The sequence below is a fragment of the Streptomyces sp. NPDC031670 genome, from assembly GCF_055580545.1.
On record NZ_JBVILC010000002.1, the window covers coordinates 377,649 to 395,615 of the forward strand.

The 17,967-nt window shown below is 71.3% G+C and carries 16 protein-coding genes; 7 read left to right on the forward strand and 9 right to left on the reverse strand.

The features are described from left to right. Positions 1-148 precede the first annotated feature (148 nt). The gene (locus ACZ5ID_RS05755; RefSeq protein ID WP_468893766.1) at positions 149-652 is read left to right on the forward strand and encodes an LURP-one-related/scramblase family protein; all 504 of its coding nucleotides are present in this window, start codon (positions 149-151) and stop codon (positions 650-652) included. Between the two features lie 68 nt (positions 653-720). Here ACZ5ID_RS05755 and ACZ5ID_RS05760 read toward each other — a convergent pair whose 3' ends face one another. Continuing rightward, on the reverse strand, positions 721-1,500 hold the full coding sequence (locus tag ACZ5ID_RS05760; protein ID WP_468893768.1) for a carbon-nitrogen family hydrolase: 780 nt from the start codon (positions 1,498-1,500) through the stop codon (positions 721-723). A gap of 140 nt (positions 1,501-1,640) precedes the next feature. Here ACZ5ID_RS05760 and ACZ5ID_RS05765 point away from each other — a divergent pair, with 140 nt between their 5' ends. Continuing rightward, positions 1,641-2,465 carry a maleylpyruvate isomerase family mycothiol-dependent enzyme gene (locus ACZ5ID_RS05765; protein ID WP_468893770.1) on the forward strand — a complete coding sequence of 275 codons (825 nt, stop codon included), beginning with the start codon at positions 1,641-1,643 and terminating at the stop codon, positions 2,463-2,465. A 166-nt stretch (positions 2,466-2,631) separates the two neighbouring features. On the opposite strand, the gene ACZ5ID_RS05770 is transcribed toward ACZ5ID_RS05765, so the two are convergent. The 5 genes from ACZ5ID_RS05770 to pdhA all read right to left on the reverse strand — a co-directional run bounded on the left by ACZ5ID_RS05770 (position 2,632) and on the right by pdhA (position 8,392). Beyond that, positions 2,632-3,963 carry an MFS transporter gene (locus tag ACZ5ID_RS05770; RefSeq protein WP_468893772.1) on the reverse strand — a complete coding sequence of 444 codons (1,332 nt, stop codon included), beginning with the start codon at positions 3,961-3,963 and terminating at the stop codon, positions 2,632-2,634. Continuing rightward, a complete protein-coding gene (locus ACZ5ID_RS05775; protein WP_468893774.1) occupies positions 3,960-4,643 on the reverse strand; it encodes a GntR family transcriptional regulator in 684 nt (227 codons plus the stop codon). Before ACZ5ID_RS05775 ends, ACZ5ID_RS05770 begins: the two co-directional genes overlap by 4 nt. 202 nt (positions 4,644-4,845) lie before the next feature. Beyond that, positions 4,846-6,243, reverse strand: a complete 1,398-nt coding sequence (locus ACZ5ID_RS05780) for a dihydrolipoamide acetyltransferase family protein (RefSeq protein WP_468893776.1) — start codon at positions 6,241-6,243, stop codon at positions 4,846-4,848. Between the two features lie 14 nt (positions 6,244-6,257). Continuing rightward, positions 6,258-7,238, reverse strand: a complete 981-nt coding sequence (locus ACZ5ID_RS05785) for an alpha-ketoacid dehydrogenase subunit beta (protein WP_468893778.1) — start codon at positions 7,236-7,238, stop codon at positions 6,258-6,260. Positions 7,239-7,240: 2 nt separating this feature from the next. Next, positions 7,241-8,392 (reverse strand): pyruvate dehydrogenase (acetyl-transferring) E1 component subunit alpha, encoded by a 1,152-nt coding sequence (gene pdhA / locus ACZ5ID_RS05790; RefSeq protein ID WP_468893780.1) that lies wholly within the window; start codon positions 8,390-8,392, stop codon positions 7,241-7,243. A gap of 344 nt (positions 8,393-8,736) precedes the next feature. Between pdhA and ACZ5ID_RS05795 the strand changes: the two genes are divergently transcribed. Together ACZ5ID_RS05795 and ACZ5ID_RS05800 are read left to right on the forward strand one after the other, a co-directional pair. Beyond that, positions 8,737-9,396, forward strand: a complete 660-nt coding sequence (locus ACZ5ID_RS05795) for a response regulator (protein WP_406556250.1) — start codon at positions 8,737-8,739, stop codon at positions 9,394-9,396. A 329-nt stretch (positions 9,397-9,725) separates the two neighbouring features. Beyond that, complete coding sequence (locus tag ACZ5ID_RS05800; protein WP_468893783.1) at positions 9,726-10,727, forward strand: phosphotransferase; 1,002 nt, start codon at positions 9,726-9,728, stop codon at positions 10,725-10,727. A 24-nt stretch (positions 10,728-10,751) separates the two neighbouring features. Here ACZ5ID_RS05800 and ACZ5ID_RS05805 read toward each other — a convergent pair whose 3' ends face one another. Next, positions 10,752-12,494: a protein kinase domain-containing protein gene (locus ACZ5ID_RS05805; RefSeq protein WP_468893785.1), complete on the reverse strand. Its 1,743-nt coding sequence runs from the start codon at positions 12,492-12,494 to the stop codon at positions 10,752-10,754. Positions 12,495-12,792: 298 nt separating this feature from the next. Here ACZ5ID_RS05805 and ACZ5ID_RS05810 point away from each other — a divergent pair, with 298 nt between their 5' ends. The 3 genes from ACZ5ID_RS05810 to ACZ5ID_RS05820 all read left to right on the forward strand — a co-directional run bounded on the left by ACZ5ID_RS05810 (position 12,793) and on the right by ACZ5ID_RS05820 (position 15,545). Further along, positions 12,793-14,391 carry a protein kinase domain-containing protein gene (locus ACZ5ID_RS05810; protein ID WP_468893787.1) on the forward strand — a complete coding sequence of 533 codons (1,599 nt, stop codon included), beginning with the start codon at positions 12,793-12,795 and terminating at the stop codon, positions 14,389-14,391. Positions 14,392-14,487: 96 nt separating this feature from the next. Beyond that, positions 14,488-14,910, forward strand: coding sequence for a hypothetical protein (locus ACZ5ID_RS05815; protein WP_468893789.1), 423 nt, complete (start codon positions 14,488-14,490; stop codon positions 14,908-14,910). 104 nt (positions 14,911-15,014) lie between these two features. Then, positions 15,015-15,545, forward strand: a complete 531-nt coding sequence (locus ACZ5ID_RS05820) for a bacterial proteasome activator family protein (protein WP_468893791.1) — start codon at positions 15,015-15,017, stop codon at positions 15,543-15,545. 304 nt (positions 15,546-15,849) lie between these two features. Here ACZ5ID_RS05820 and ACZ5ID_RS05825 read toward each other — a convergent pair whose 3' ends face one another. Together ACZ5ID_RS05825 and ACZ5ID_RS05830 are read right to left on the reverse strand one after the other, a co-directional pair. Beyond that, positions 15,850-16,827, reverse strand: coding sequence for an NAD(P)H-quinone oxidoreductase (locus ACZ5ID_RS05825; protein WP_468893793.1), 978 nt, complete (start codon positions 16,825-16,827; stop codon positions 15,850-15,852). Positions 16,828-16,837: 10 nt separating this feature from the next. Next, positions 16,838-17,917 (reverse strand): potassium channel family protein, encoded by a 1,080-nt coding sequence (locus tag ACZ5ID_RS05830; protein ID WP_468893795.1) that lies wholly within the window; start codon positions 17,915-17,917, stop codon positions 16,838-16,840. Between the last annotated feature and the right edge of the window lie 50 nt (positions 17,918-17,967).

A 17,967-nucleotide genomic window follows, 5' to 3' on the forward strand; every position in this document is an offset into this window, starting at 1 on the left:
ACGAAGTGCCTGATCAGGGCACTCGTTCCACCACGGCGACCGACTTGGGAGAACTCGTCCGGCCCTTGCCGGCCGCGGCTGCTGGCCCGAACGCGTGCACGTGTGGCCGTACCCCCATCAACCCCATAAGCAGGGGTACGCATTCGCCATGAAATATCTGGTGCGCGACAAGATCTTCGCGATCGGGGACGACTACTGGATCGAGACCGAGGACGGCCGGCAGGCCTTTCTCGTCGACGGCAAGGCGCTGCGGCTGCGGGACACCCTGGAGCTGAAGGACCCGGGCGGCCGGGTGCTGGTCACCCTGCGCAAGAAGATGTTCGCGCTGCGGGACGCGATGACCATCGAGCGCGACGACCGGCCGCTCGCCACCGTCCGCCGCAAACGGCTCTCGCTGCTGCGCAACCACTACCGCGTCAGCCTGGTCGAGGGCACCGAGCTCGACGTCTCGGGGAGGATCTTCGACCGCGAGTTCACCGTCGAGTACGACGGGGAGCTGCTCGCGCACGTCTCGCGCCGCTGGTTCCACGTCCGCGAGACGTACGCGGTGAACGTCGTCCGTGAGGACGCCGACGCGGCGCTGCTCATCGCCGTGGTGGTGTGCGTGATCCGGATGGACGAGCGGGAGCGGGAGCACGACGACGAGGACTAGGGGGAATAGGGGAACCAGGAGGGGACTGGAGGAACAGGGGAGGGGCCGCTGGGGGCGGGCCGGGCGCCTCAGCGCAGGCGGCGGTCCTTCAGTGCCGGGAACTGCTCCCGCGTCGCCGCCACCTTCTGCGGGTCCAGCTCCACCGTCAGGACCTCCTCGCCGTCGCCCGCCTCTCCCAGGACCTCGCCCCACGGGTCGACCACGATGCTGTGGCCCGCCTGCGGGACGCCCGCGTGGGTGCCGCCGGTGCCGCAGGCCAGGACGTACGCCTGGTTCTCGACCGCGCGCGCCCGGGCGAGCAGCGTCCAGTGGGCCAGGCGCCTGGCGGGCCAGCCGGCCGGGACGACGAAGGTCTGGGCGCCCGCGTCGACCAGGCCCCGGAACAGTTCGGGGAAGCGCAGGTCGTAACAGGTCGCCAGGCCCAGGGTGGTCTGCGGGTGCGGGACGGTCACCAGGTCGGTGCCCGCGCTCATCAGGACCGCCTCTCCCTGGTCGAAACCGAAGCGGTGGATCTTGCGGTAGACGGCCGCGAGTTCGCCGTCGGGGGAGAAGACCAGGGAGGTGTTGTAGAGGCCGCCGTCCTCGCCGCGCTCGGGGATCGAGCCCGCGTGCAGCCAGACACCCGCGTCCCGCGCAGCCTCTGACATGGCCTCATACGTCGGCCCGTCAGCCGCCTTCTCCGACTCGGCCGCGAAGCTCTCGTACGCGAACGCCCCCACCGTCCACAGCTCCGGCAGCACGACGAGGTCACTGCCCGTCTGCTCCCGTACCAGCGACGCCGCTCGCCGCCTTCGGGAATCCGCCGATTCCTGGGGGTCTACACCGAATTGGATGAGGGAGGCGCGCACACTACCACCGTCCTGGCATTCGAGTTGTCAACACGGGCCTACGATCGTCACACGAAAGCACTGCCGGGGTGCCTGCGGGCAGCGTAACTTAACTGCCACAGCGCCCAGCCCGCGTACGTACAGAACCGCCGAGGGGTCCCGTGACCGTCCATCCCAGCCTCCAGACCTACGCCGATGCCTGGACCCATTCCATCGAGGCGATATCCGAGCTGGTGATGCCGCTCGTCGAGGGGGAGTGGAACCGTGCCACGCCGTGTCCGGCGTGGTCGGTGCGCGACATCGTGTCGCACATCATCGGGATGGAGTGCGAACAGCTCGGTGATCCACGGCCGATCCACACCCTGCCGCGCGATCTCTACCATGTGCAGAGTGAGTTCGCGCGCTACATGGAGATGCAGGTCGATGTGCGCCGGCACCACACCGCGCCGGAGATGACCTCGGAGCTGGAGTACACGGTCATCCGCCGGGCGCGTCAGCTGCGCAACGAGACCCGCGATCCCGCCACCCTGGTCCGCGCGCCGCTCGGCACCGAGCAGACCCTGGAACTGGCGCTGCGGATGCGGGCGTTCGACGTGTGGGTGCACGAGCAGGACCTGCGGTGGGCGCTGGGCCGGCCGGGCAACCTGGACTCGCCGGGCGCGTACGTCGCCCGCGACATCCTGCTGCACACCCTGCCGAAGGTCGTCGCCAAGGACGCGGGCGCCCCGCCGAACTCGGCGGTCGTCTTCGACATCCACGGACCGGTGGAGTTCCTGCGTACGGTACGGGTCGACGCCGAGGGCCACGGCACGATCGACGGCGCGCCCTCGCTCGGTCCGCTGGTGACGATCGCGATGGACTGGGAGACGTTCGTGCGTCTCGCCTGTGGCCGGGTGCGCCCGCACGCGGTGGCGGACCGGGTGAAGACCGAGGGCGACCAGGAGCTGGCGGCGGCGATCCTGCGGAACTTCGCGGTCACGCCGTAGGCACGCAGGCGGGGCGCCGCCCAGCACGCCTTCGCGGGTACGGCGTAGACACGCACGCGGGCCGCTGCCCAGCACGCCCTCGCGGGTGCCGTAGGGCGCACGCCGGCCGGCCGGCACGCCTTCGCACGCGCGGGCGCCGTGGTCGCGCGCCGGGGCCTCCGGCGCGTCACGCCGGTACGTGTACCGCCTCCACCCGGCTCGCGACCAGCCGCTCCCGCTCGCGGTGTGCCGCCCGGCCGCGCAGCCGCAGGATCTGGGCCACGCCGAGGGCCTGGAGGACGAACACCGAGGCGAACGCGATCCGGTAGTTGTCGCCGGTGGCGTCGAGGAGCACGCCGATCGCCAGCAGCGTCGTCATCGAGGCCGTGAAGCCGCCCATGTTGACGATGCCCGAGGCCGTGCCCTGCCGCTCCGGCGGGTTGGCCGGGCGGGCGAAGTCGAACCCGATCATCGAGGCCGGGCCGCACGCGCCGAGCACCACGCACAGGACGATCAGCAGCCACATCGGTGTGTGCGGGGCAGGGTAGGCGACGGCGGCGGCCCACAGGGCGGCGGTCGCCCCGACCGTGCCGAGGGCGAGCGGCGCGCGGGCGGCGTGGTGGCGGGCGATGACCTGCCCGTACACCAGGCCCACCACCATGTTGGAGAGCACCACGAGGGTCAGCAGCTCGCCGGCGGTCCCCCGTGAGTGCCCCTGCGCCTCGACCAGGTACGGCATCCCCCACAGCAGCAGGAACACCATGCCGGGGAACTGGGTGGTGAAGTGCACCCACATGCCGAGGCGGGTGCCCGGCTCGCGCCAGGACTCGGCGATCTGGCGGCGTACGTAGGCGGCGCCGGCGTGGGTGGCGGGCGGGGGCTCGTGGCCCTCGGGGTGGTCGCGCAGGAAGAGCAGCAGCAGGATCAGCACGGCCACGCCCGCGACCGCGCTGCCCGCGAAGGTGGCGGTCCAGCCGATCCCGTGGAGCGTACGGGAGATGACGATGGTGGAGACGAGGTTGCCCGCCACCCCGAAGAGCGCCGCGACCTGGGCGATCAGCGGTCCGCGCCGGACGGGGAACCAGCGCGAGCCGAGCCGCAGGACGCTGATGAAGGTCATCGCGTCGCCGCAGCCGAGCAGGGCGCGGGAGGCGAGGGCGGTGCCGTAGGTGGGCGAGAGGGCGAAGCCGAGCTGCCCGGCCGTGAAGAGCACGACGCCGAGGGTGAGCACCTTCTTGGTGCCGAGGCGGTCGACCATGAGGCCGACGGGTATCTGCATCCCCGCGTACACGAGCAGTTGGAGTATGGAGAAGGTGGAGAGCGCGGAGGCGTTGACGCCGAAGCGGTCGGCGGCGTCGAGCCCGGCGACGCCGAGGCTGGTACGGAAGATGACGGCGACGAAGTAGACGCTGACGCCGATGCCCCACACGAGGGCGGCGCGGCGCCCGCCGAGGGGCTCGCGCTCGGGCTCGGCGGAAGAGGAGGCGGAGGCGGAGGACCCGGCGGAGGCGGAGCTCATCGTTCCTCACCCCGGACCAGGACCTTGACCCAGCTGAGGTGCTGGCGTACGCAGTGCGCGGCGCGCTCGGCGTCCCCGGCCCTGATGGCGTCCAGCATCTCCTGGTGCTCGGTGATGTTCTTGGCGATCCGGTCGGGCTGGGCGTGCATCACGGCGACCCCCATCCGCAGCTGGCGGTCGCGCATCTGGTCGTAGAGGCGCGAGAGGATCTCGTTGCCGGCGTTGCGGACGATCTCGGCGTGGAAGCAGCGGTCGGTGACGGCGACGGCCGCGAGGTCGCCGGTGGCCGCGTTCTCCTTCTGCTCCGCGAGGAGCTCCTCCAGGCGCGCGATCAGCCGAGCGGGGGCGGGCACCGCCCGGCGGACGGCGAACTCCTCGACCAGCAGCCGCGTCTCGACCACGTCGGCGGTCTCCTGCGCGGAGACGGCGAGGACGAGGGCACCCTTCTTGGGGTAGAGCCGGATGAGCCCTTCGACTTCGAGCTTGAGCAGCGCCTCGCGCACGGGTGTCCGCGACACTCCGACGGCCTCGGCCAGTTCGCCTTCGGTAAGGAGTGTGCCGCCTTCGTAGCGCCGCTCCAGGACGGCCTGCTTGACGTGCATGTACACACGGTCGGCGGCGGGCGGCTGCTTGACGGGGACGGGCACGGGCGGGAGGGCGGAGGCGGGGGCGGACGGCATGCGCACAGGATAGATACAACAGGTGTACGTGAGAAAGGGGCGTCCGGATGGCGGAACGCCTCTCCTTGGCTGCCCGCCCGCCGGACGGCACGGCCGTGCCGCCGCACCACCCATCACCGCACGGCCGCACCCACCGCACCACCAAACAACCGTGCCCCCGGGCGCCGAAGCGGCCGGGGGCACGGGTGCGCGCGCAGGGCGGTTACGCCCAGGTGATCAGCCGCTTGGGCTGCTCCAGGATCGCCGCCACATCGGCCAGTACCTTGGAGCCCAGCTCGCCGTCGACCAGGCGGTGGTCGAACGACAGGGCCAGGGTGGTGACCTGGCGGGGCTTCACCTTGCCCTTGTGGACCCAGGGCTGGAGCTTGATCGCACCGATCGCGAGGATCGCCGACTCGCCGGGGTTGAGGATCGGCGTGCCGGTGTCGACGCCGAAGACGCCGACGTTGGTGATGGTGACCGTGCCGCCCTGCATGGCCGCCGGGGAGGTCTTGCCCTCGCGGGCCGTGGAGACCAGGTCACCCAGCGCCGCCGCCAGTTGCGGCAGCGTCTTGTCGTGCGCGTCCTTGATGTTCGGGACGATCAGTCCGCGCGGGGTGGCGGCGGCGATGCCCAGGTTCACATAGTGCTTGAGGACGATCTCCTGCGCCGCCTCGTCCCACGACGCGTTGACGTCGGGGTTGCGCTTGATGGCGACGAGCAGCGCCTTGGCGATGATCAGGAGCGGGTTGACCCGCAGGCCCGCCATCTCCTTGTCGCCCTTGAGCTCCTCGACCAGCTTCATCGTGCGCGTCACGTCCACCGTGACGAACTCGGTGACGTGCGGCGCGGTGAACGCCGAGCCGATCATCGCCTGCGCGGTCGCCTTGCGTACGCCCTTAATGGGGATACGGGTCTCGCGTGCGTCCGAGGAGACAGAGGAGACAACGGCCGCGGCGGGCGCGGGAGTTGTTTCACGTGAAACACCGGTCGGCACGGCCTGCTCGGCGGCCGGGGCAGCCGCCGCGTGGACGTCCTCACGGGTGATGACCCCGTCCGGGCCGGTCGGGACCACGTTCGCCAGGTCGATGCCCAGGTCCTTGGCCAGCTTGCGGACCGGGGGCTTGGCCAGCGGCCGGGCGACGGGCGCGGAGCCGTGGCCGTTGAGCTCGGCCTGCACCGCGGCCGTGGCCTGCCCGGGCACCGGGGCGCCCTTGCGCGGACGGCGCTTGGTCGAGGACTCGGCGACGCCGTAGCCGACGAGAACGGGCTGACGGCCCTTGGGCTTCTCGGGCTCGGCTGGCGCCTCGGCGACCGGGGTCTGGGCGGGGGTGACGGCCTCGGGGGCCGGCTCGCCGGAGCCCGGGGCCACGTCCACCGAGATGATCACCTCGCCGACGTCCACCGTGGTGCCCTCGGGGAAGCGCAGCTCGTGCACCACCCCGTCGAACGGGATCGGCAGCTCGACGGCCGCCTTCGCCGTCTCCACCTCGCAGACGACCTGGCCGTCGGTGACGGTGTCACCGGGCTGGACGTACCACTTGAGGATCTCCGCCTCGGTGAGTCCCTCGCCGACGTCCGGCATCTTGAACTCGCGGAAGCGGGCGGAAGTTTCAGTCATGGTCACGGGACTCCTCAGTACGCCAGCGAGCGGTCGACGGCGTCGAGCACCCGGTCCAGACCCGGCAGGTACTCCTCCTCCAGGCGCGCCGGCGGGTACGGGGCGTGGTAGCCGCCGACCCGGAGCACCGGTGCCTCCAGGTGGTAGAAGCTGCGCTCGGTGATCCGCGCGGCGATCTCCGCGCCGGCGCCGTAGAACACCGGCGCCTCGTGGACCACGACCAGACGGCCGGTCTTCTCCACCGACGCCTGCACCGCGTCGAAGTCGATCGGGGACATCGAGCGCAGGTCCAGGACCTCGATCGACTTGCCCTCCTCGGCGGCTGCCGCGGCGGCCTCCACGCAGACCTTCACCATCGGACCGTACGCCACGAGGGTGAGGTCCGACCCCTCCACGACCGTGGTGGCCTTGTGGAGCGGGCCCGGGATGGCCTCGGTGTCGACCTCGCTCTTGTCCCAGTAGCGGCGCTTGGGCTCGAAGTAGATGACGGGGTCGTCGGACTGGATGGCCTGCTGCATCATCCAGTACGCGTCGGAGGCGTTGGAGGGCGAGACCACCTTGAGGCCCGGCACATGCGCGAAGAGCGCCTCGGGGGACTCGCTGTGGTGCTCGACCGCGCCGATGCCGCCGCCGTAGGGGATACGCACGACGACCGGCAGCTTGATCTTGCCGAGCGCGCGGGCGTGCATCTTCGCGAGCTGGGTGACGATCTGGTCGTACGCCGGGAAGACGAACCCGTCGAACTGGATCTCCACGACCGGGCGGTAGCCGCGCAGGGCCAGACCGATCGCGGTGCCGACGATGCCGGACTCGGCGAGCGGGGTGTCGATGACCCGGCCCTCGCCGAAGTCCTTCTGCAGCCCGTCGGTGACCCGGAAGACACCGCCGAGCTTGCCGACGTCCTCGCCCATGATGAGGACCTTGGGGTCGGTCTCCATCGCCTTGCGCAGCGACTCGTTGATCGCCTTGGCGATGGGAAGCTTCTGTACGGTCATGGCTACTTGCCCTCCCCGTCGGCGAAGGACGCCTGGTAGGCCGCGAACTGGGCCCGCTCCTCGTCGACGAGCGCGTGCCCGTCGGCGTAGATGTTCTCGAAGATGGCCATCCGGTCCGGGTCGGGCATGGCGCGGACCGCCTCGCGGACCCGCTTGCCGAGCGTCTCGGACTCCTCCTCCAGGGAGGTGAAGAACGCCTCGTCGGCGTGGCCCTCGTTCTCCAGGTAGGTCCTCAGACGCAGGATCGGGTCCTTGGCCTCCCAGGCCTCGCGCTCCTCGTCGGCCCGGTACTTCGTCGGGTCGTCGGAGGTGGTGTGCGCGCCCATCCGGTACGTGAAGGCCTCGACCAGGGTCGGGCCCTCGCCGCGCCGGGCGCGCTCCAGGGCGGACCGGGTCACCGCCAGACAGGCGAGCACGTCGTTGCCGTCGACGCGGATGCCGGGGAAGCCGTAGCCCTGGGCGCGCTGGTAGAGCGGGACCCGGGTCTGCTTCTCGGTCGGCTCCGAGATCGCCCACTGGTTGTTCTGGCAGAAGAACACGACCGGGGCGTTGTAGACCGCGGAGAAGGTGAACGACTCCGCGACATCGCCCTGGCTGGAGGCCCCGTCGCCGAAGTACGCGATCACGGCCGAGTCCGCGCCGTCCTTGGCCACGCCCATGGCGTAGCCGGTCGCGTGGAGCGTCTGCGAGCCGATGACGATCGTGTACAGATGGAAATTGTTGGTGTTGGGGTCCCAGCCGCCGTGGTTGACGCCACGGAACATGCCGAGCAGGTTGGTGGGGTCGACCCCCCGGCACCAGGCGACACCGTGCTCCCGGTAGGTGGGGAAGACGTAGTCGTCGTCGCGCAGGGCGCGGCCGGAGCCGATCTGGGCGGCCTCCTGGCCGAGCAGCGAGGCCCACAGGCCCAGCTCGCCCTGGCGCTGCAGTGCGGTGGCCTCGGCGTCGAAGCGCCGGGTCAGCACCATGTCGCGGTAGAGCCCGCGCAGCTCTTCGGGGGTCAGGTCAACGTCGTAGTCAGGGTGCTCGACCCGCTGGCCCTCGGGCGTCAGCAGCTGTACGAGCTGAGGGTCGGCCACAGCCTTCCCGGCGCTGCTACCGGTGCGCTTGCTGCTGCGTCGCGGTTTGCGCGCGGCAGTGCTCTCCACGGTCACGTGCGTGCTCCTCCGTCTGTCCGGCCCCCGGGTTCGCCGGTGTGGCCAGTTGCGGCTCCTCGCCTGCTTCCGTTCGCGGTGCACGGGGGTGGGTGCGCCTCACCGGGAATCAGGCGTGACAGGTGCCCCGGCGAGCGCCCTGTCATAGGCACGTTACCCAGTGCTGCGCATTCCTGCGAAACCCCATTTGACCTGCGATTTTGCTTGGATTTCCAAGTAAATCGAGAAAGTGGGGAACAACCACTGGTCACAGCACTGATGACAGCCTTGCAGGCCGCCGGAACAACGGCACGTTATCCCGGTCACCTACGGCACGGGAAGAGTGAATGTGTGAAACTGATTCCGTGCGCGAACCAGGCAAAATCACCGTATTCCTGCTCGACGACCACGAAGTGGTCCGCCGTGGCGTCCACGAAATGCTCTCCGTCGAGGACGATATCGAGGTGGTCGGAGAGGCCGGTACGGCGGCGGACGCCCTGGTCAGGATCCCGGCGACCCGTCCGGACGTGGCCGTCCTGGACGTCCGGCTGCCGGACGGCAGCGGTGTGGAGGTCTGCCGCGAGATCCGCTCGCAGGACGAGGACATCAAATGCCTGATGCTGACCTCGTTCGCGGATGACGAAGCCCTGTTCGACGCGATCATGGCGGGTGCGTCCGGATATGTCCTGAAGGCGATCCGGGGCAGTGAGCTGCTCTCGGCGGTACGGGACGTGGCGGCGGGCAAGTCCCTGCTCGACCCGGTCGCGACCGCCCGGGTCCTGGAGCGGCTGCGCGACGGCGGCGCGAACCGGGGCGACGCCCGGCTGGCGAGCCTCACGGAGCAGGAGCGCAAGATCCTCGACCTGATCGGCGAGGGGCTCACGAACCGGGTGATCGGCGAGCGCCTGCATCTGGCGGAGAAGACGATCAAGAACTACGTCTCCTCGCTCCTGTCCAAACTGGGGATGGAACGCCGCTCCCAGGCAGCGGCATACGTGGCCCGCCTCCAGGCGGAACGCCACTAGCGACACCGGAGCACCCCGGGCTACCCTCCCCGGCTTCCCCGGCCCCCCAAGGGGCGCGGGGAACTGCGCGACAAGCCCCCACCGGCCGTCAGACGAACAACAAGCCCCCGGAGGCGCTGCCCACCCGAGCCACGCAACCCCCATAGGGGCGCGGGGAACTGCGCGACCAGCCCCCACCGGCCCGCAGCCCACAACCAAGCCCCGCCACCCCGCCCCCTCCCACCGCCCCCAGAGCCACGCAGTGGCCCCTACCACCACTCCCACCCCCACCACCACCCGAATCCCCAGAGCCACACCCCCACCACTCCCCGTGATCTAACATCTGGCGCGTGCCGCGCTCATATGCAAGCCCGCCCGTGAGGAACCTGCTGCGCCGATACGCGTCCCTCGGCGAGCCCCTCACCTGCGAACCCGTCGCCCAGGGTCTCCTCAACCGCGGCTACCGCCTCGCCACCACCCGCGGCGAGTTCTTCCTCAAGCACCACCTCGACGGGGACCGCGAGGCCATCGTCCGCCAGCACGACGCCACCCGCAGCCTCCAGGCGCTCGGCGTCCCCGTCGCACCCCCCGTACCGGACGCCGACGGCGACACCGTCACCGTCCTCGGTGGCCGCTGCTACGCCCTGCACCCCTGGGTCCACGGCCGCCACCGCGACGGCGCCCAGCTGGGCGCCGTCGGCTCGGGGCGGCTCGGCGCGCTGCTCGGGCTCGTCCACATCTGCCTGGAACAGGTCATGGAGGGACGCGGCCCCACCGCCGACCACCCCAGCGCCGACCCCGCCGACACCTTCGCCCTCATCGACGACCTGCTCACCCTCGCTCGCCGCAGCCGCCCCCGCGACTGCTTCGACGAACTCGCCGAGCACCGGCTGCGCGAGCGCCGCCACCTCATCGAGCAGCACGCCCACCGCCGCCCGCCCCCGCAGAAGGCCGGCGCCTGGGTGCACGGCGACTTCCACCCGCTGAACCTGCTCTACCGCGGCAAGGAGCCCGCCGCGATCGTCGACTGGGACCGCCTGGGCGTCCAGCCCCGGGCGGAGGAGGCGGTACGGGCCGCGGTCATCTTCTTCGTACGCCCGGCGGGAGAGCTGGAGCTCGACAAGGTGCGCGCGTACGCGCGCGCGTACCGGCAGGCCACCGGCGCGGACCCGGCCGAACTCGCCGCCGCCGTCCACCGCGTGTGGTGGGAGCGGCTCAACGACTTCTGGATCCTGCGCTGGCGCTATCTGCTCCACGACCGAAGGGCCGACCCGCAGTTCCCTGCGGCGTCGGCCCTGGCGGTCTGGTGGACCCGCGAGTACGAGGCGGTGTGCGAGGCGTTCGCGGACTAGCCCCGCCCGCCCGCCGCGCCCCGGTCAGGTCTTCGGGGAGGGGCCGCCCGTCGTCGCGCCGGTCGTCGTGCCCTTGGTGTCGCCCGTCCCGCCGTCGGTCGTACCGGCGGTCGTTCCCTGGCTCGTCCCGGTGGTGGTCCCGGTCGTCGCGCCCGTGCTCGTCCCGGACGTCGTGCCCGACGTCGTGCCCTGATCCGTCCCCGAGGTCGTCCCGGACGTCGTGCCCTGGTCCGTGCCCGAGGTCGTCCCCTGGTCCGTCCCGGACGTCGTGCCCTGGTCGGTGCCCGAGGTCGTGCCCTGGCTCGTCCCGGACGTGCTGCCCTGGTTGGTGCCGGGCGACGGCGAGTGCTTCTTGGTGTGCTTGGGCGACGGCGTGTACGGCGGCGGGTAGTTGCCGCCGCTCGTCGACGTCTGGTCCTGGCCGCGGCTGGCCTGGTCGTCGGGCGACGGCGACGTCTTCGACTCGTCGGAAGGCGACGGGGAGTGGGAGACCGCCGGCTTCTTCGGCGTCTGGTCGCCGTCCTTCTTGTCCCCCGCCTTCATCGCGAACGCCACACCCGCCGCGATCGCGATGATCGCGAGCACCACGAACAGGATGACCTTGCCCCGACCGCCGCCCGAGCGCGGTCCGCTGCCGTTGTAGCCGCCGTTGTTGTAGCCGCCGGAGCCGTAACCCCCGTCGTAGCCGCCGTCGTCCGGGTTCATCGGCGGCAGGATCGGGCCGCGGAACTGCGAGGTCTCCCCGTGCCCGGGGTGGCCCATGGCCGTGGTCGGCGCGGTCATGCCCATCGCGGCGGTCCGGCCGACGTCGTGCATGACCTCGACCGGGCCGGTGTTCCAGGTGCCGGTGTGGCCGCCCTGCGCCTGGAGCATTTGCAGTCCGTACTGGACCAGGCCGCGCATCTCCTCGGCGGACTGGAAACGGTCGTCCGGGTCCTTGGCGAGAGAACGCATGACGAGGCCGTCGAGTTCCGGCGGCGCCACGGAAGCCACCTGCGACGGCGGCACCGGGGTGTCCTGCACGTGCTGGTAGACCACCGACAACGGTGTCTCGCCGGTGAAGGGCGGGCGCAGCGCGAGCAGTTCGTACAGCAGGCAGCCCGTGGCGTACAGGTCGGAGCGGTGGTCGACGGCCTTGCCGAGCGCCTGCTCCGGCGACAGGTACTGCGGGGTGCCCATGACCATGCCGGTCTGCGTCATCGTCGACTGGGCGCCGTGCAGGGCGCGCGCGATGCCGAAGTCCATCACCTTCACGGCACCGGTGTGCGTGATGATCACGTTCGCGGGCTTGATGTCGCGGTGCACGATGCCGTGCTGGTGCGAGTACGCCAGCGCCTCCAGCACTCCGGAGACGATGATCAGCGCCTGCTCCGTCGGCGGCGCCTCCGCCTGCACCAGCAGATCGCGGATGGTGCGGCCCTCGACCAGCTCCATCACGATGTAGGGGACGGTCTGGCCGCCCACCACGTCCTCGCCGGAGTCGTAGACCGCCACCACCGCGTGGTGGTTGAGCCCGGCCACCGACTGCGCCTCGCGCGTGAAGCGGGCCTTGGAGACCGGGTCCTCGGCGAGGTCGGCGCGCAGCAGCTTCACCGCGACCGTACGGCCGAGCCGTACGTCCTCCGCGGCGAAGACCTCCGCCATGCCGCCCCGGCCCAGCCGGTGCGTCAGCCGGTAGCGGCCGTCACCGACGAGTCCGCCGACCCACGACTCGTGGTCCTGCGCATCGGGCATCCCGGCGCCGCTTCCCTCGGGTTCGGGTGCCATCAGTCCTCGCCGTCGTGTCTGGCCGCGTCAGCGGTGGTTCCTCAAGGTCTTACGGTTGTGCAGTAGTGCACGCTACAGCGTTCGTACAGGACGCCGGTTCGGGATGGACCGGCCAGCCAATCGGTTCCGCGTGTACCCATGCAAATTCCATGCGATTCCTGTAACGCTTACGAGACGCTTCTTGCGCGTACGGTCACGGAACGGGCACCCGGCTTGACGTGTCGTACCCCTCGGGCAGACTTGGCTCGAAAATTCGCAGGATCATTCTGGCCACCGCGGCCAAGGGGGATGCACAGTCATGAGCCAGGACGGCGCACAGGGCCGCTATGCGGGCGGCTCCATCGCGGGCGGGCGCTACCAGCTGCGCGACCTCCTCGGCGAAGGCGGCATGGCCTCGGTCTACCTGGCGTACGACGCCGCGCTGGACCGCCAGGTCGCGATCAAAACCCTGCACACCGAACTCGGCCGGGAAGCGTCGTTCCGCGAACGCTTCCGGCGCGAGGCGCAGGCCGTAGCCAAGCTCCAGCACACCAACATCGTGTCGGTCTTCGACACCGGTGAGGACGAGCTGGGCGGCGCGATGATGCCGTACATCGTCATGGAGTACGTGGAGGGCCAGCCGCTCGGCTCGGTGCTGCACACCGACATCCAGCAGTACGGCGCGATGCCCGCCGACAAGGCGCTGAAGATGACCGCCGACGTGCTCGCCGCCCTTGAGGTCAGCCACGAGATGGGGCTGGTCCACCGCGACATCAAGCCCGGCAACGTGATGGTGACCAAGCGCGGCGTGGTCAAGGTCATGGACTTCGGCATCGCGCGCGCCATGCAGTCCGGTGTCACCTCGATGACCCAGACCGGCATGGTCGTCGGCACCCCGCAGTACCTCTCGCCCGAGCAGGCCCTGGGCCGGGGCGTCGACGCCCGCTCCGACCTGTACTCGGTCGGCATCATGCTCTTCCAGCTGATCACCGGCCGGATCCCGTTCGACGCGGACTCCCCGCTGGCGATCGCGTACGCCCACGTCCAGGAGGAGCCGGTCGCGCCCTCCTCGGTCAACCGGTCCATCCCGCCGGCCGTGGACGCGCTGGTGGCCCGCGCGCTGAAGAAGAACCCGAACGAGCGCTTCCCGAACGCCGCCGCGATGCGCGACGAGATCGCCCGGATCTCCGCCAGCGGCCAGACGGGAGCCGCCCCGGTGATCACCGGCGGCGGCCCGGTCTCCAGCGGCCAGGGCGTTGGCGCGACGGTCTTCCCGCCGCTGGACGCCTCCGCGCAGCAGGGCTACCCGGGCAGCGTGCAGACGCCGTACCAGCCGAGCCCGTACGGCCCGCCGACGCCCGCCCCCACGCCGCAGCCCTCGTACGGCTACCCGCAGCAGGCGCCGATGCCGGCGCAGCACACCCCGCCGCCGTACACGATCTCCCCCAGCGCCCCGGCGGGCGGCCCGTCCTCGCCCTCCTCGAAGCGGAACACCCCGGTGATCGTGGGTGCGATCGCGGTGGCGCTCCTCGCGGTCGGCGGCCTGATCACGGCGCTGACGCTGAACACGGGCGACGACTCGAAGGACGGCGGCGACAAGCCCACGGGTGCGGCCGTCGCCGGCCACAAGGGCCCCGAGCGCAGCCGCACGCTGGACACCACCAAGTGCACCAGCCCGCAGAAGTCCGCGCTCGACCCCTCGAAGGTCCAGGCGCCGGACTTCACCTACAAGGACATCCTGTCGGTGAAGCTGTGCATCCAGGCGGCGGGCTGGAAGGTCGACACCAACACGGTGGACAACGGCCAGTGGGGCCAGGACACGGTCGTCACGCAGTTCCCGGCCTCCGGCACCGACGTCGACCCCAAGACGGCCCAGTTCACTCTGACGCTGTCCTCGGGCAACCCGCCGCAGCAGTAGTACGCGTACGGGCGCGGCAGTGCCTCCGTACCGCCCGGGGCACCCGGCTGACGCACCCGGGATGCCCGCCCCGGCGCCCCGTGTGACGCTGACCGCATGGCTTCAGGGCTCCGGACACGGCTCCGGGCGGCGGTCGGGACGCTCGGCGCGGGTGCGGCGCTGGCGGGCCTGCTGCTCGTGACCCCGCCCGCGTACGCCGAGGACCCGGCGCCGCCGTCCGCCCCGCTCGACGAGCGGTTCGCGGGCAACCGGGCCGGGGAGGGCCGGGCCCGGCCGGGCCGCCCGCCGGAAACCCTCCCGTACGTACCGGACGAGTCGGCGCAGCCGATCGCGGACGCGTTCCGGTCGCCCACCCCGCCACCACAGCCGAGCGCGCGTCCGGCGGTGGCGCGCAAGGGCCGGCCGTCGGACCTGTCCACCACGTCGGAGCTGCGGGTCCATGTCCTGTCGATGGGGGCGGGCCTGACTCTGACGGGCCTGGGTCTGGCGTTCCTGGCCCTGCGCCTGCGCCGCCCCTGACCGACGCGTGCTCCCGCTCCCACTCAGCCCCTCCCCGAGGGGTGGATCACACCTCCCCGGGGGCACAACGTGATGTGAGGCACGTGTGCGAGAGAATGGACGGCATGGAGATGCCGAGGAACGAAGAGTCGCCGGACAGCCCCCACATCCTGGTCGTCGGACAGGACGGTATGGCCATCGGCGGCGGTGACGACGAGTCGCGCGAGGTCCCGGTGACGGAGATGGTCGAACAGCCCGCGAAGGTCATGCGGATCGGCAGCATGATCAAGCAACTTCTGGAAGAAGTGCGCGCGGCGCCTCTGGACGAGGCGAGCCGTGTACGCCTGAAGGACATCCACGCCTCCTCGGTGAAGGAACTCGAGGACGGCCTGGCCCCCGAACTGGTCGAGGAGCTGGAACGCCTCTCGCTCCCCTTCACGGACGAGGCGATCCCCTCCGAATCGGAACTCCGGATCGCGCAGGCCCAGTTGGTGGGCTGGCTGGAGGGCCTCTTCCACGGAATCCAGACGGCCCTGTTCGCCCAGCAGATGGCGGCACGGGCCCAACTGGAACAGATGCGCCGAGCCCTCCCCCCGGGAACGTCCCACGACGACGAGGAGGGCCCGGGGGTGCGGACGGGGGGCCCGTACCTGTAGCGGCCGACGGGGAGGGGCCTTTGACCCCTCCCCGGGCCACCCCAGGGCCGGGGCGGGCCGCCTACGGGCCGGCGGCGCCGGGGTGCGGGGGGGTTGGACCCCGGCGAGGCCGAACGGGGCTCTGGAGCCGGTTTCCGGGTGCTGTGGCGGGGTTCAGGGGCGCGGGTCCGCGAGGGACGCAGGAACCGGGACGCCGCCAGGGGCGCAGGGGGCGAGGCCCCCGCCCAGGGGCCCGGGGACGCAGTCCCCGGGGAACCTCCTTGCCCCACCCCCACTCCCCCCCCAGGGCTCGACGGGGAGGCCGTCAGACCACCAGCAGCACCTTCCCCACATGCCCGCTGGCCTCCAGCACCCGGTGTCCCTCGGCCGCGTCGGCCATCCCCACCGTCCGGTCCACCACCGGCCGTACCCGCCCGGCGGGGATCAGCGGCCACACATGCTCCCGGACCGCCGCCACGATCGCCGCCTTCTCCTCCGCCGGCCGCCCCCGCAGCGTCGTCGCCGTCACCGCGGCCCGCTTCGCCATCAGCGCCCCGAGGTTGAGTTCGCCCTTCACCCCGCCCTGCATCCCGATGACGGCCAGCCGCCCGTTGACGGCCAACGCCCGTACGTTCCGGTCGAGATACTTCGCCCCGATGATGTCGAGGATGACGTCCGCCCCCGCCCCGTCCGTCGCCTTGCGGATCTCCTCCACGAAGTCCTGCTCGCGGTAGTCGATGAGGATGTCCGCCCCCAGCTCCGCGCACCGCGCCAGCTTCTCGAGGCCACCCGCCGTGACGGCGACCCGCGCCCCCACCGCCTTGGCGAGCTGGATCGCCATCGTGCCGATCCCGCTCGCCCCGCCGTGCACCAACAGCGTCTCGCCGGGCCGCAGATGGGCCACCATGAACACGTTGGACCACACCGTGGAGACGGCCTCGGGCAGCGACGCGGCCACCGTCAGCTCCACACCCTCCGGCACCGGCAGCAACTGCCCCACCGGCACCGCCACCTTCTCCGCGTACCCGCCACCGCTCAGCAGCGCGCACACCTCGTCGCCGACGGACCACCCGGACACCCCGGGCCCGAGCGCCGCGATCCGCCCGGAGCACTCCAGCCCCGGATACGGGGACGCGCCCGGCGGCGGCTCATAGTGCCCCTGCCGCTGCAACACATCCGCACGGTTGACGGCCGCCGCCGCCACCTCGACGAGGACCTCGCCCTCGCCCGCCACGGCGTCGGGCACCTCGGCCCACACCAGCGCTTCGGGACCACCCGGCTCAGGAATCGTGATCGCATGCATGCGGCCGACGCTACTCCGCCGCGCCCGCCGAGGCCGCCCCGCCCGCCCGTACGATCGTGATCAGCCGGTCCGTCAGCTGGAGCGGGCTGGCCCGGACGTCGTCGTACGCCAGCAGCCGGTGCCCCCGCAGCACGCTCACCGTGAGGTCCTCCGTCTCCCGGACCCCACGCCCCACCTCGCTCTTGCGCACCGGCCGCTCGACGATGTCGAGTCCGCTGCCCTGCTGGATCAGATCCTCCATCACCGCGCCCGCGCTCGGGCTGAGCACGGAGAGCCCGAGCAGCCGCCCCGCCGCGCTCGCGCTCGTGATCACCCCGTCCGCCCCGGACTGCCGCAGCAGCGGGGCGTTCTCCTCCTCCCGCACCGCCGCGACGATCTTCGCCCCCCGGTTGAGCTGGCGTGCCGTCAACGTCACCAGCACCGCCGTGTCGTCGCGCTGGGTGGCGATCACGACCTGCCGGGCCCTCGGCAACTCCGCGCGCACCAGCACATCACTGCGCGTCGCGTCCCCGATGACCCCGACGAACCCCTCGGCGTTGGCGGCCTCGATCACCTTCGCACTGGGGTCGACGACGACGACCTGCTCCTTCTTCAGCCCGGTCGCGCAGAGCGTCTGGATCGCCGAACGGCCCTTCGTCCCGAAGCCGACGACGACGGTGTGGTCTCGCAAGTTCGCCTTCCAGCGGTTGAGCCGCCACTCCTCCCGGGTCCGCTCCGTGAGGACCTCAAGAGTCGTACCGACCAGGATGATCAGAAACAGCACGCGCAGCGGCGTGATCAGCAGGATGTTGGTGAGCCTCGCACTGTCGCCGTACGGGACGATGTCGCCGTACCCCGTCGTGGAGAGCGTGACGGTGGCGTAGTACGCGGCGTCCATCAAATCCAGTGAGCCGTCGGCGTTGTCGTGGTAGCCAGCACGGTCGATCCAGACGATGAAGGTGGTCAGCACCAGCACGCCGAGCGCCATCAGCAGCCGCTTGCCGACCTGCCGCAACGGCCGGTCCACCACCCGGCGCGGCAGTTTCACCCGCCGAGTGACCAGATTCTCGCCCGCCTGCCGGGCCATGACGTCCTGGCCGGGCAGTTTCACGTGAAACACCGCTCGTTGACAGGGGAGTTGGGGTGCGGGCGTGTGAGGTT

Coding starts and splice junctions, on each gene's coding strand:
- ACZ5ID_RS05805 (WP_468893785.1), bottom strand. CDS start 12,494: ATGGCACCCGAACCCGAGGGAAGCGGCGCCGGGATGCCCGATGCGCAG.
- ACZ5ID_RS05825 (WP_468893793.1), bottom strand. CDS start 16,827: ATGCATGCGATCACGATTCCTGAGCCGGGTGGTCCCGAAGCGCTGGTG.
- ACZ5ID_RS05775 (WP_468893774.1), bottom strand. CDS start 4,643: ATGCCGTCCGCCCCCGCCTCCGCCCTCCCGCCCGTGCCCGTCCCCGTC.
- ACZ5ID_RS05770 (WP_468893772.1), bottom strand. CDS start 3,963: ATGAGCTCCGCCTCCGCCGGGTCCTCCGCCTCCGCCTCCTCTTCCGCC.
- ACZ5ID_RS05815 (WP_468893789.1), top strand. CDS start 14,488: ATGGCTTCAGGGCTCCGGACACGGCTCCGGGCGGCGGTCGGGACGCTC.
- ACZ5ID_RS05780 (WP_468893776.1), bottom strand. CDS start 6,243: ATGACTGAAACTTCCGCCCGCTTCCGCGAGTTCAAGATGCCGGACGTC.
- ACZ5ID_RS05810 (WP_468893787.1), top strand. CDS start 12,793: ATGAGCCAGGACGGCGCACAGGGCCGCTATGCGGGCGGCTCCATCGCG.
- ACZ5ID_RS05785 (WP_468893778.1), bottom strand. CDS start 7,238: ATGACCGTACAGAAGCTTCCCATCGCCAAGGCGATCAACGAGTCGCTG.
- ACZ5ID_RS05755 (WP_468893766.1), top strand. CDS start 149: ATGAAATATCTGGTGCGCGACAAGATCTTCGCGATCGGGGACGACTAC.
- ACZ5ID_RS05820 (WP_468893791.1), top strand. CDS start 15,015: ATGGAGATGCCGAGGAACGAAGAGTCGCCGGACAGCCCCCACATCCTG.